This is a genomic window from Runella zeae DSM 19591 (assembly GCF_000423565.1).
In the GTDB taxonomy this organism is placed as follows: domain Bacteria; phylum Bacteroidota; class Bacteroidia; order Cytophagales; family Spirosomataceae; genus Runella; species Runella zeae.
Map to the genome: position 1 here is coordinate 33,697 of NZ_AUIF01000043.1, position 13,350 is coordinate 47,046.

11 protein-coding genes are annotated in these 13,350 nt (G+C 44.8%); 7 read left to right on the forward strand and 4 right to left on the reverse strand.

What is annotated here, in order from left to right; all coding sequences use genetic code 11:
* Positions 1-15 precede the first annotated feature (15 nt).
* The 6 genes from G563_RS0113190 (at position 16) to G563_RS0113215 (ending at position 10,422) form a co-directional block, all read left to right on the forward strand.
* Positions 16-1,035, forward strand: a complete 1,020-nt coding sequence (locus tag G563_RS0113190; RefSeq protein WP_028665731.1) for a FecR family protein — start codon at positions 16-18, stop codon at positions 1,033-1,035.
* 491 nt (positions 1,036-1,526) lie between these two features.
* Complete coding sequence (locus tag G563_RS0113195) at positions 1,527-4,607, forward strand: SusC/RagA family TonB-linked outer membrane protein (RefSeq protein WP_157585311.1); 3,081 nt, start codon at positions 1,527-1,529, stop codon at positions 4,605-4,607.
* Positions 4,608-4,626: 19 nt separating this feature from the next.
* Positions 4,627-6,153 carry a SusD/RagB family nutrient-binding outer membrane lipoprotein gene (locus G563_RS0113200; RefSeq protein WP_028665733.1) on the forward strand — a complete coding sequence of 509 codons (1,527 nt, stop codon included), beginning with the start codon at positions 4,627-4,629 and terminating at the stop codon, positions 6,151-6,153.
* Between the two features lie 86 nt (positions 6,154-6,239).
* Positions 6,240-7,685, forward strand: a complete 1,446-nt coding sequence (locus G563_RS0113205) for a GntP family permease (protein WP_028665734.1) — start codon at positions 6,240-6,242, stop codon at positions 7,683-7,685.
* A gap of 79 nt (positions 7,686-7,764) precedes the next feature.
* A complete protein-coding gene (locus G563_RS0113210; RefSeq protein ID WP_028665735.1) occupies positions 7,765-8,868 on the forward strand; it encodes a mannonate dehydratase in 1,104 nt (367 codons plus the stop codon).
* Positions 8,869-9,117: 249 nt separating this feature from the next.
* On the forward strand, positions 9,118-10,422 hold the full coding sequence (locus G563_RS0113215) for an enolase C-terminal domain-like protein (protein ID WP_028665736.1): 1,305 nt from the start codon (positions 9,118-9,120) through the stop codon (positions 10,420-10,422).
* 50 nt (positions 10,423-10,472) lie between these two features.
* On the opposite strand, the gene G563_RS0113220 is transcribed toward G563_RS0113215, so the two are convergent.
* Positions 10,473-10,799 carry a helix-turn-helix domain-containing protein gene (locus G563_RS0113220; RefSeq protein WP_028665737.1) on the reverse strand — a complete coding sequence of 109 codons (327 nt, stop codon included), beginning with the start codon at positions 10,797-10,799 and terminating at the stop codon, positions 10,473-10,475.
* Between the two features lie 2 nt (positions 10,800-10,801).
* A complete protein-coding gene (locus G563_RS0113225) occupies positions 10,802-11,137 on the reverse strand; it encodes a type II toxin-antitoxin system RelE/ParE family toxin (RefSeq protein WP_028665738.1) in 336 nt (111 codons plus the stop codon).
* A 153-nt stretch (positions 11,138-11,290) separates the two neighbouring features.
* Between G563_RS0113225 and G563_RS0113230 the strand changes: the two genes are divergently transcribed.
* Positions 11,291-12,097: a carbohydrate-binding family 9-like protein gene (locus G563_RS0113230; RefSeq protein WP_028665739.1), complete on the forward strand. Its 807-nt coding sequence runs from the start codon at positions 11,291-11,293 to the stop codon at positions 12,095-12,097.
* Here G563_RS0113230 and G563_RS0113235 read toward each other — a convergent pair.
* Together G563_RS0113235 and G563_RS0113240 are read right to left on the reverse strand one after the other, a co-directional pair.
* A complete protein-coding gene (locus G563_RS0113235) occupies positions 12,094-12,585 on the reverse strand; it encodes a DUF4231 domain-containing protein (protein WP_028665740.1) in 492 nt (163 codons plus the stop codon). The genes G563_RS0113230 and G563_RS0113235 overlap by 4 nt on opposite strands.
* 12 nt (positions 12,586-12,597) lie before the next feature.
* Complete coding sequence (locus tag G563_RS0113240) at positions 12,598-13,350, reverse strand: HpcH/HpaI aldolase family protein (protein WP_028665741.1); 753 nt, start codon at positions 13,348-13,350, stop codon at positions 12,598-12,600.

Consider the following 13,350-nt stretch of genomic DNA (forward strand, 5'->3'; position numbering starts at 1 on the left):
CACTCTAGTGCATCAATGAAGGCAGAAATCAACAAAGAATTTATATTTAGCTATTTGTCGGGTAAGACATCGGCTTTACAAAAACAAATGGTGGATGAGTGGGTCAAACAGCCCGCCAACGAGGAGTTGTTTTATAAGTGGCTCGTCGAATACGAATATCAACATCCGCAATACCTCACCCAACTCCCCGAGGCTCTCAAACAGTTTCATGCCTATGCCGACAGATTTGACGCCGACCCTACGCACGAAACTTTTAAAGAAACAAAGCCCTCATTAAAATCTTCGCCGAGGTTTTGGAATACACTCATGATAGCGGCCTCTCTCAGTCTTACTTTAGTAGCATTGGGGTGGCTTTTTAAGGATGATATAGTGTACCAAACCCATTCAACGACGTTTGGAGAAACGCGCTCTATTTTGCTTTCAGACAAGACCCAAGTGACGCTCAATGCCAACTCGTCACTTCGGGTTCCACGGTTTGGATTTGGAGACAAAACCCGTGAAGTATTTCTAAAGGGAGAAGCCAATTTTGACGTAACCCACCAAGTCAACAATCAAAAATTTGTGGTAAAAACCGATAAAGATTTTGAAGTAGTGGTATTGGGAACGGAATTTACGGTCTATTCTCGCCAGCAACGCGCCAAAATAGTCCTCAACAAAGGTAAAGTACAGCTGCGCTACCAAGAAGGCCAATCCCAAAAACAGGTCATAATGAAACCTGGCGATTTGGTGACACTCGACCAACGCAATCATTTACAACAAGCCGTGACCTCACAGCCCGAAAAATACGCCGCTTGGAAAGACCACCGATTTGTGTTTGATGATACTACCCTAGAAGAGTTTGGTAAAATCATGGAAGAAAACTACGGTCTCAAGGTCAAAATTGAAGACCAAGCATTGGCCAAGCGCACTTTAGTAGGCTCTTTCAGGGCCGAAAATGCCGACGAACTTCTCGAAATTATTTCTCAAATCTTCAATATCAATATCGTCAGAAATGGCGACTCAGTAATACTTACCGATCATTCAACTGCCCCTTAAACCCTTTTTGTAAAATGAAGGAAAACCTACACAAATCATGCTGGATGGGGATATTTCTCCTTTCGCTGCTCTTATGCGGACGACCTAGCTGGGCTCAAACCTACGCAAGGGCTCACCAATTGCCCAAAAAAGCGGAAACCCTCTCCGCTCCCACTACGCTAAAATTGCGCGATGTACTCAAAGATTTAAAAAGCCGATACCGCGTCGATATTTTGTTTGAAGGAGGTCTTATTGAAGGCATTATGGTCTCTTCTGATTTAATCAACCCCAATGCGCAACTTGAACAAAATTTAGAGCAGGTCTTGAAAACCACAGGATTGGGCTATAAAAAAGTCAAAGATGGCTCGTATGTGATTTTAGAAGCCAAAAAAGCAAAAAAAACGGCTGCTGCCGAAGCCCGATTTCAGGAGAGTATCAGCCCCGAAATCTCGGTCGAAAAGCCCCAAATTACGGATATTCCACTTCTAAAAACATCGACTCGCATCGAAGTCATGGAGCAAGCGGTCAAAGGTAAAGTAGTGGATGAAAAAGGGCAAGCTTTGCCCGGAGTGAGCGTACTCATCAAAGGTACTCAAAGAGGCACCACGACCAACGCCGAAGGCGGGTTTCAGTTGGACGTCCCTAGCTCCTCTTCTATATTGGTATTCAGCTACGTAGGTTATGAAAGCAAAGAAATAACCGTTGGCAATCAGACCACTATCAGCCTTTCGCTAGCCCCCGAAAGCAAATCGCTCGGTGAGGTCGTAGTCACGGCACTTGGTATCAAAAAACAAGCCAAAAGCATAGGCTATGCCACTGCCACTGTAGGCACTGATGAAATGACAATCAACCGTACCGCCAATTTCATGAATGCCCTTCAAGGCAAAATGGCGGGTGTCAATATCACCTCGCTAGGCTCTGGCCCTGCGGGTACGAGCAAAATCAGGATTCGGGGTCAATCTTCTTTTGGAGGCAACAACTCTCCTCTTATCGTAGTAAATGGGGTGCCAATCGATAACACCAACAACGGAGCACGGGGAGATGTGTCGGAAAGAGGAAGCAACCGCACCTCCGACGGTGGCGATGGGTTGAGTAGTATCAACCCCGACGATATCGAAGCCATGACCGTTTTGAAGGGCGCAGCGGCTTCGGCACTTTATGGCTCACGCGCCAAAGATGGCGTAATCATGATTACCACCAAAAGCCGTGGTACTGGCTCAGGGGTTTCGCTCAGCTATAATTCCAACTTTACTTCCGAAACGCCACTCGATTATACTGATTATCAATACGAATATGGACAGGGTGAAAATGGTACCAGACCCACGGCTCCTTTCCCCACTTCTGGACAATGGAGTTTTGGTGAAAAATTTCAGCCCGGTATGACCCAAGTTCTATTTGATGGAGTACAAGTGCCTTACGAGCCACAGCGTAACCAAATCACGAAATATTACCAAAAAGGATACACTTGGACCAACACCCTCTCGCTTTCGTCGGGAGGAGCCAATGGCGGCTTTAGCCTTTCTATTTCTAACCTCGACAATCGCACCATTTTGAGAGGCTCAGGCTACGACCGCCGTACTGTCAATTTGGGTTTTACGCAAACATTGGCCAAGAAATTGACCGTATCAGGCAACGTCAATTACTCAAACGAATTTCGTAAAAACCCACCAAACATCGCCGAGCAAGATTACAGCCCTGTCGTGATTTTCAACATGGCTAACTCTATGCCCCTTGATTTGTTGGAAAAATACGCCGAAGATGCCAACGGCAACGAAACCGTTTGGTCGAGATTTACCAACCGTACCAATCCCTATTTTGCCCTTAAGCGTTTCGACAATATCCACAACGACCGTATCTTTGGAAACCTCACAGCCCGCTATAATTTCACTCCTTGGTTGTTTTTGCAAGGTCGTATTGGGCAGGATTATTACTCACGTGAGCAAGATTACAATCTTCCAACGGGTACCCAACGCCAGCCTGCGGCACCTGCGGGCTTTGTGAACGGGCAATATGTACAAGATGCTCGTAATGTACGCGAACTCAACGCTGACTTTCTTTTGGGTGCTAATCGTACTTTTGGGGCGATTGGGGTCAATGCCAACGTGGGCGGAAACCAAATGTATCGACGCATCAGCCGGCACAATGTTTTTGTCCAAGATTTTTATACACGAGGGCTTTATACCATCGGCAACAGCCGTCAGAGAGACGCCATTTATGATTTTTCAGAAAGACAAGTTAATTCATTATACGCTTCGGCGGAGGTGTCTTACAAAGATTATATCTTCTTGAATGGAACTGTCAGAAACGACTGGTTTTCAACCCTATCTCCTGCCAATCGCAGTATTTTATATCCGTCGATTACGGCAAGTTTTGTCTTTTCTCAAGCTTTTGCTACCTCTTTACCTACTTGGATTAGTTTCGGCAAAATCAGAGCTGCTTACGCTGAAGTAGGTAGCGACACCGATGTTTCGCCCTACGCCAACAATTTATTTTACAATATCAATCCCCAGCAATTTCCCTCACCAAGTGGAGTAGCTCAGCCGCTCGCAACTATCAATGGTTCCACAGTACCTAATGCTAACTTGCGCCCCATGCGGGTTTCGGAAAAAGAGTTTGGTTTTGAACTAAAATTGTTCAACAACTTTTTAGGAATTGATTTTACGTATTATGACAAACTCTCTTCAGACCAAATATTGCGCGCTCAAACCTCTAACGCCGGGGGATATTTGACCCAACTCATCAACGTAGGTCAAAGCCGTAACCAAGGTATTGAAATGCTTTTCAATTTAAACCCCATCAGGCGAGATGATTTCAGTTGGAACGCCATTTTCAACGCTGCTTATAACAAAACAAAGGTACTGAATCTTGGAGAAGGTGTGAGCAACAATATGATTACGGTAGGTACTGGCGATTTCACGGGTGAACTTCGCCAAGTTGTAGGTCAGCCGATGGGTCAATTATACGGATTTGGGTATTTAAGAGACGCCCAAGGCCGCCAAGTGTTTGATGCGGGCAATGGCCGTCCATTGCGTACTCCTACCCAAATCGCCTTTGGAAGTGCGCTGCCGTTGTGGGTAGGGGGTATCACCAATAGCTTCACTTACAAAGGCATCAATCTTTCGTTTTTGATTGATTTCAAACTAGGTCACAAGATGATTTCGGGTACTAATCACAATGCCTGGCGCCACGGATTACACAAAGCAACCCTCGTAGGACGTGCCGAAAACTTTGTGATTGGCAATGGTGTAAACCCTAACGGCGAAGTTAATCAAACCAAATCGGGAGTACAGGCTTACTACGAAACGGTACGTTCTCAAAACATCGCCGAGGAGTTTGTATACAATGCGGGCCTTTGGCAGCTTCGCCAAATCACGCTGGGGTATGATTTTTCAAAGTTCTTGCCTAGTTCCTCACGCTTTGTAAAAGGCATCAGATTGAATGCCGTTGCCAACAACGTAGCAGTTCTCAAAAAATGGGTTCCTAATATTCACCCCGAGCAATTTGGATTTCCTTCCGACAACCTGATTGGCCTCGAAGCTACAGGCTTGCCTATTACTCGTAATATTGGTTTTAACCTTAATGTTAAATTTTAATTCATAAAAACGACTCAAAATGAAAACATTAAACAAATATATTGGTGCAACCCTGACTAGCTTGTTTCTCTTTGGGTGCGACAAAGGATTTGACGAAATGAATGTCAATCCCATTGCTCTCACGGCGGTAGAGCCAAGTTATCAACTCAATACGGCCATCGTAAATACGGCTCCTGCTTACGGGAATTTGAGTTATGAGACCACTATCGTCAAACAAATGATTACGCCCTTCAGTGGTCAAGGTTCGGCCGCCAATTTCAACCAAGACAATCGCTCTGTAGCGGCGGGCAATTGGAATACATTTTATCAGACCAATATCAAAGAGCTAACGGATGTCATTGCCAAAACCAAAGATGTACCTGCTCGCTCCAACCTCTACAATATGGCTCGGATTTGGCAAGCCTATAGTTTTATGATTCTTACTGATACTTACGGAGATATCCCTTATACCCAAGCAGGAAGAAGCTATTTAGAAGGCATTGCTACCCCCGCTTATGACAGTCAAGAATCGGTTTATAATGCTATTTTGAGTGAATTGGATGCTGGTTCGGCGGGACTAGATGCCGCCAAAGCCAAAGTAGCAAGCGATTTGCTTTATGATGGGGATGTCGTCAAATGGAAACGCTTGGGCTATTCTTTGTTGTTGAGAGCAGCCATGCGCCTTTCCAAAGTCAATCCAACCAAAGCCGCCGAATACGTAGCCAAAGCCGTAGCAGGAGGTGTAATGCAATCCAACGCCGACAATGCTATCATTCGGCATAATGCAAGTTTTACCAACCCCATAGGCTCTCAGCTCAATGGTGGGCAATCGGCCTTCTTTTATTTGGCCGAAGATTTTGTGAGTTATTTAAGCAAAAACAACGACCCACGCCTAGCTTCTATTGCTGTACGCTATGTAGGAGCTACAAGCGGGGCCCAGCAAGTAGAGTCGCGAGCCAATCGCACCCCTGCTGTTCAGATAGGCGCTCCCCTTGGCTACGACAATACCACTATCAGTTCGGCGGTAGCTGCCCAAAAATTGGCGAGCTTGTGGGATTATAGCCAATTGGACCGTACACGCATGGCAAGTCTCACGGCACCGAGTTTTTTGATTACTTATGCCCAAACCCAACTCCTACTCGCCGAAGCTGCCTTTAGAAAATGGACAACTGGCGACCCCGCTACTTTTTATAGCAACGGTATAAGAGCTAACATGCAGCAGTTTGCGAGCTATGGTACCAACACCGCTATCGCCGATGCGGCGATTACTACCTATGTACAAGCCAACCCACTCGCTACTGGTAAAGAATTAGAGCAAATCAACACCCAATATTGGGTAGCTACTTTTTTGAATGGTCCCGAATCTTGGGCCAATTTCCGTCGAAGTGGGTTTCCGATTCTCACTCCTAATCCTTTTCCGGGTAGCGATCTCAAAACTGAGCCTTTTATTCGTCGTCTGACCTATACGGATGCCGAGCTGAATGTCAACAAAGTGAATGTGGAACAAGCCATAAGTCGCCAAGGCCCTAATCTCCTCGATACCCGAATATGGTGGGACAAAAAGTAATATTTTTTGGAATAAGTGATTAACCCCGCTCCCAAAGGGCTGCCCTCAAGTAGCCCTTTTTTATAAATCCTAAACCTAGTTGTTTGATGACAGACCCTCTTTTTATCTTGTCCGTTGGTGTAGTTATTGTGGTCGGCGGTATCATTGGCCTCAAATTGCATCCTTTTTTGGCTTTATTGTTAGGAGCATTTGTAGTGGCACTACTCACGCCTGCCTCCGTGATTGAACAATACGCCCTAGCCAAAGGCTCCGCTCCTGCGGCGGCGCTCGCACTTTCCAAAAAGAGCATTGGCGAGCGTATCGCTACTGAGTTTGGAAATACCTGCGCCAAAATCGGTATTTTGATTGCAATGGCCGCCATCATAGGCAAGTGTATGCTCGAAAGCGGTGCCGCCGAACGAATCATCCGCTCGATGCTTCGCTTGACAGGCATCGAAAAAGCGCCAATCGCGTTTTTGGTAAGTAGCTTTTTCTTGGGTATTCCTGTTTTTTTTGATACGGTTATCTTTCTGATGATGCCCCTTGCCAAAGCCATGACTCTGCGCATCGGCAAAAACTACCTTTTGTTGGTACTTTGTATCATGGCGGGTGCAGCCATGGCCAACTCCCTCGTTCCCCCTGCACCTGGACCTTTGTTTTTGATTGGTGAAATGCACATTCCCATTGGCTTGATGATGATTGCCGGAACGATTGTGGGGCTTTTTACGATTACTTCTGGCTATTTCTTTGCCCTTTGGGCCAACAAAAAATGGCCTATCGAACTTCGTGATTCTTTAGATGCCAAACTCGAAGATATTAAATCTATCGCGGCCAAAGAAGATAAGCATTTGCCAGCATTAGGAGTATCGTTGCTGCCTGTCTTGATTCCATTGGTGTTTATTTGTGCTGATACTGCTATCAACGCCCTCTACAAAGCAGGTGATATTCAGGCGTTTTCTCCCTTTGTACAAAACTTTATCGCGTTGGTTAAATTTTTTGGTGATAAAAACATCGCTATCGTCACGGGGGGAATTGTGGCTCTGTTGATTTTGGCCAAACAGAAAAAAGACAACAAAGACGGCCTGACTCCTTTTGTGCAAGCCGCCCTTATGAGCGGAGGGGGAATCATATTAATCACTGCCGCTGGAGGGGCTTTTGGCGGAATGCTCCAACAAACAGGCATCAGTTCTCGCATTGCCGATATGACCAAAGAGTACCAAATGGCGCTTATTCCGTTGGCATTTTTGATTGCGGCAGTGGTACGCACGGCACAAGGTTCGGCCACGGTAGCACTTATTACGGCTTCTGGAATACTATCAGGAATGGCTAGCAATGCCAACTTAGAATTTCACCCTGTCTATCTAGGATTGGCGATTGGGTGCGGTTCTAAACTCGTGCCTTGGATGAACGACGCTGGCTTTTGGATTATCTGCAAACTCAGTAATCTTACCGAAAAAGAAGCTCTTAAAACGATTTCCCCTTTGCTAGTCGTCATGGGACTTACGGGGCTGGTTGTGATTATGATTGGGGCTAAATTGTTTCCTCTGATCTAACAACTAATCTCTATCTTTTTCAAACTACATTTCTCTAAAATTGAAAACAAATTTCAGAACCTTTCAACCTATATTACTTATGAATCGTAACAATTTTCTAAAAGTCATAACGGCGGGTTCGGTAGGAGCGGCTGTCTTAGAATCCAAACCTGCCCAAGCCACTCCTCCCAAAAAAGTACTAATGAAAGTGGGTTGCCAATCAGGAGGGACTTCAATTGAGAATCTCGAATTTAAAGCACGCCACGGTGTGTATAATCTCGACGGCGGTGCACCCAAAACAATTCCGGGCAAAGGCTGGGATTTGGAAGATTCGCTAGCCAAAAAGGAAGCTTGCGAAAAATACGGCATCAGTCTCGACGCTTATCACTTTCCGCTAAGTTCGGCGGGTATCGACCGCGTCGAATACCCCAATATCATGCTTGGCAAAAGCCCCGAAAGAGACCGCGAAATTGAAATTTTGCAACAAATGATTCAGGTAGCGGGCAAAAGCGGCATCAAAGTATTGAATTATAACACGACGATTTTGCCCGTATTACGTACTGGCAAAACCATCGACCCCAAACGCGGTAACGCCGCCTACAGCACGTGGAATTATGAGGAAGCAATCAAACGTAACGACCCCAAAACCAGGGCGGGAGATGTATCTATCGATCAGATGTTTGAGCGAATCACTTACTTGCTCGACCGTATTTTGCCCGTTGCCAAAGAATACAAAGTAAAACTCGCCAACCACATCGCCGACCCTCCTACTCCTGTAGGGTATCGCGGAATCACCCGCTGGAATAGCCCCGATGTTTTTAAAGGCATTCAGAGATTTGCGAAACTTTATGACAGCGAATATCACGGTTTTAATCTATGTATAGGCTCAATTGCGGAAGGACTCAAAGACCCTAAAACTGAAATCCTTCCTATCATCAAATGGGTGGGTGAACGCAATCAAATCTTCAATGTGCATTTACGTAACATCAAAGGTGGTTGGAACAATTTTCAAGAAGTATATCCCGACAACGGCGACATGAACTTCGTACAGGTCATTCGGGCTTTGCGAGATGTGGGCTATTCGGGAATGGTAATGCCCGACCACGTACCCACTCACCCCGATCCTAATAGCAGCTTGCAAGCATTTTCTTTTTGCTATGGTTATATCAAAGGGTTGCTCCAAACGGTCTCGGCTGATATGTAGCCAAAACCCCTCGAAAGGCTGCTCTATTTGGTAAAATTTATGAGAGTTTAAGAACGCTGACTATTAGAATCTTGGATAAATCCACTTCTATAGTTAGCGTTTTTGTTTTCATATAAGCAGTACTTCTCTACGGGGTCTGTAAGGGATTGACAATCAACAATCCAGTAGCCATGAAAATATAAAACACTGATAATCAAAGCAAAAAACTCAATAAACAACTGTAGCTTACCACTCAAAAGGTTTACTCTTATGACATACACAACGGGCCCTCGCATCAAGGAAATGTATATTACCCCAATTGCCATCGTTGACCCTCCCCTGCTCAATGCCGCTGGTTTGCATGCTCCTTATGCCCTGCGGACAGTAGTAGAGCTAGTCACCGAAGATGGTATCTCGGGCATCAGCGAAATCCCTGGCAATAAAGACATCGACATTGCACTAGAAGCCTCACGAGCCTTGCTTATCGGAAAAGATGTATTTCAGCTCAATCAAATCAGACACGTTTTAGAAGGACATTTTGGCACCGAAACCGCCGCCCAACGTGGCGAAGCTCCTTGGGACCAACGCAAACTTGTACATATTTTTAGTGCAGTTGAGGTAGCTTGCATGGATATTATTGGCAAAATCGCCGAACGCCCCGTGGTAGATTTATTAGGTGGTAAAATGCGCGACCACGTTCCTTTTTCGGCTTACTTATTTTATAAATTTGAAGGTGCTGGCGGAGAGTTAGGTTTCAACGTCGACCCCAATGCTACAGGATGGGCAGCGGCACGCCAAGCAAGTGCACTCAACCCCGCCGAAATCGTAGCCCAAGCCAAAGCGATGTGTAAAGAATTTGGCTTTCAGTCGATTAAACTAAAAGGTGGCGCCTTCGAGCCTCGTCAAGAAGTGGATGCTATTATCGCCCTACGCGAAGCATTTGGCCCCGATGTGCCGCTTCGTCTTGACCCAAATGCCCTCTGGACTGTGGAAACAGCCATCAAATATGGCAAAGAAATGGAGCCTATTCTCGAATACCTCGAAGACCCTGTACGTGGCCAAGCCAATATGGCATTGGTAAGAAAAGCCCTCAAAACTCCCTTGGCTACCAATATGTGCACCACCTCCTTTGATGATATTCCTAATAGCATTGCCGTAGGTTCGGAAGATATTATCCTGAGCGACCACCATTTTTGGGGAGGTCTGCGCTCTTCTATGACCTTAGCAGGCATCTGCGAGACTTTTGGAAGGGGATTGTCGATGCACTCGAATAGTCATTTGGGTATTTCATTGGCAGCTATGGTTCATTTAGGGGCGGCGCTGCCAAGCATGAAATATGTTTTAGATACCCACTATCCGTGGCAGTCAGACGAAATCATTGTGGGAGGACGTTTAAAATTTGAAGAAGGCTCAGTAGCAGTACCCCAAGGCTCTGGACTAGGAGTGGAACTTGACCGCGAAGCCCTTGCCAAATTGCACCAAAACTACCTAGCCTGTGGCCTCACCAAGCGCGACGACGAAATCGAAATGCAAAAGGTAGTTCCGGGCTGGAAGTTCCAATCCGTTCGTTGGTAGTTTGTTTTTTGCAAAAGAGATGGATACGTATTGTATAGAATAACTGCTTTTCACATGAGTTGTAGATATTCATTTTCAATTTTAACATTGAAATGGATATCTGCTTTCAAAGCTTTAAATACTTTCAAAATGGTACCCATTGTTGCACTATTTGCACTGCTTTCTAATTTTGAAATTTGAGATTTTTGCACACCAACAAGTTCGCCCAATTGTTGTTGTGTCAAATTTCTCTCTTTTCGGGCAGCTTTTATCATTTTACCCAATACATCCATACGAAGTTCGTATTCGTATTCATCTCGTTCTTTTGTTCCAACTTTACCGATATATTTATCTTTCATTTCGGCAAGCGAATATGATTTTATTTCTTTATTTTCCATAACTATCGTTTGTTTTTGAAATATTCTTGTCTAATTCGTTCCGCTTTATCAATTTCTTTTTGCGGTACTTTTTGGTCTTTCTTTACAAATCCGTGAGTTGCCAAAACAAGCGTTTCTTTGGGTCCAGTTTTATCCCAAAATGCTAGGAGCCTGTTTTGGTTACCCATGTATTTACTTCTAAACTCCCAAATCTCCCCCTGCAATTTTTTAAAAAGCCTTGGGTCATTGGTTTGTTCAGCCAAATCAATGTTATAAAACACTTTACTGGCGGATTTTCGATCAAGTTCTGCTATAAACTCGTCAGCTTCGTCTAAAAATCTTGTTTCAAAATATCTCACAAACAATTTTTAGACGAAAATAACAAAAGTTTCTAAAAATTGAAACCTTTACAAGTTTTTTAGTCCCATTTTTTGGATATGGAGGCACACACCATTTGTATTTACAATGCAGGTTTTGTTTTTTTAAGCAAACAAACTCATTCCTCAACTTTTATGGCTTCTCCAGCAGATTATCAAGCAAAGAAAATAACCGAAACCATTACCATAGACGGCAATATCCAGAAAGATATTTGGAAAAAAGCCACTTGGAGCAAACGTTTTGTGGACATGACCACCGGCGAGGCTGGCATGTACAATACCCAAGCGGCTTTGCTCTGGAATGACGCCTACCTTTATATCGCTTTTGTGGCCGAAGAGCCTTTTGTAGAGGCAAAACTCACCCAAAGAGATAGTATTATTTTTCTCGAAAACGATTTGGAAGTATTTATCGACGGCGAAGATTGCTATTACGAACTAGAAATCAACGCCGCTAATACCCTCTACGAAGTCTTCTTTATTTGGAAAGATGCTTATACCAAAGGGAGCAAATTTGATATTCCGCAGTTTGACGTTCACCAGCCTCAAGCCTATACTTTTGGCGGAGACTACGACCGGAGCGGGGCTACTTTTTGGAAAGGAACTCACCCACGGGGCATTCGTTGGGCGTTTACGAACTTTGACATGTCTGGCCTCCAAACTGCCGTACAAGTGGAGGGTACGCTCAACGATCACAGCGATATTGACCAAGGTTGGAGTGTCGAAATCGCCATTCCTTGGCATAGTTTGGAGTTACTTGCAAATGGCCGCTCCCTTCCGCCTATGCACGGTGATATTTGGCGTCTGTTTTTGGGAAGGTTTCAAAAACTTATGATAGGGGGTAAGGAAGTACAACCTCACCCCGCGATGGCTTTGAATAGCCACGGAGTTTATGACACGCACCTGCCCGACCAATGGAGCAAAATAGAGTTTGTCAGTTTTTAAGTTTTTTTGGTAGGAAAAGAAGCAATAAAGTTACTTCCATAGAGTGAAAAATACTTATTGGATTGTTCGTTTTCGAGTTCGTTGGTTTTCTGCGTAATTGTTTCAAACAGTTGTTGAAAATCCTCAGGCATTTTACATTTCAACAACTCACTGTTAGCATAGTTGACCAAATTATGAAACGAAATACGCCCTTCTTCGCGTAAACGCCACGTTTCAAAGACTTTGAATTGGAGCACTATCGTAGAGGCTAACGACCCAATCAATGGTATAATAGCACAAATGAGTTTGATATTAGGTGTCCAAGTAGCTTTTGTCTGGAAAGCTACAAAAATAGACGTCAAAAATCCACACAACAATGACACAAGTTGAAGGCTATACCACACGCGGTGGTTTCGTCTAGAAACTTTAGCATACCAAGTTTCGTATTGGCGATGTACTTTGTCAATCAGCCGCAACAGTGCTTCTCGGGTGTTTTGCTCATCATTCATGACCTTTAAAGTTTAAGTAGCTTTCACTAAATCAAGGGCACTTTTGGCTGCAGTGGCCAGCAAGAATACATCGGCTCCTAAAGTCACAATCCGAAAACCTTGGTCGATGCGGAATTTGGCTTGCTGAGCATTCCCCACAAAAATGCCACAAGCTACCCCAGCTTTCAAACAAGCCGCCAATACTTTTTGGACTTCGATTTCGAGGAGAGGGTTTCCCAAATCATTTTGGAGATTCATACTTCCTGCCAAATCAAGCGAGCCTACAATGACTCCGTCGAGGCCCTCCACCGCTAAAATCTCTTCGATATTTTGAACCGCCGTGATGTGCTCAATCATAAAAAGCGTCACAAGCTTGTCATTAGCGGTTTTGATGTATTCACCCAGCGTTTGCCCGTAGGCTTGCGCTCGTCCTAGTCCTATTCCTCTTTCACCAAGAGGAGGATACTTGAGGGCTTTGATTGCCTGTCTCGCTTCGTCAGGGGTATTGACCGACGGCACAATAATACCATCAGGGCCGGTGTCCAACACCCGCTTTATGGTAGTAGCATCGTTGTTATCTACTCTCACAATAGTGGTAGTAGTGGTACCATTGACCGCCTGCAACTGCGACAAAATATCCTCAAGGCTCATAGTGGTATGCTCCGCTTCAATCCATATCCAATCGAAGCCTAAATGAGCGATGATTTCAGCAATTTTGGGAGAGCCAAGCGTCAACGTAAGGCCATAGAGAATCTCTCCGGCATGAAGTTTTTCTTTGAAAGTCAT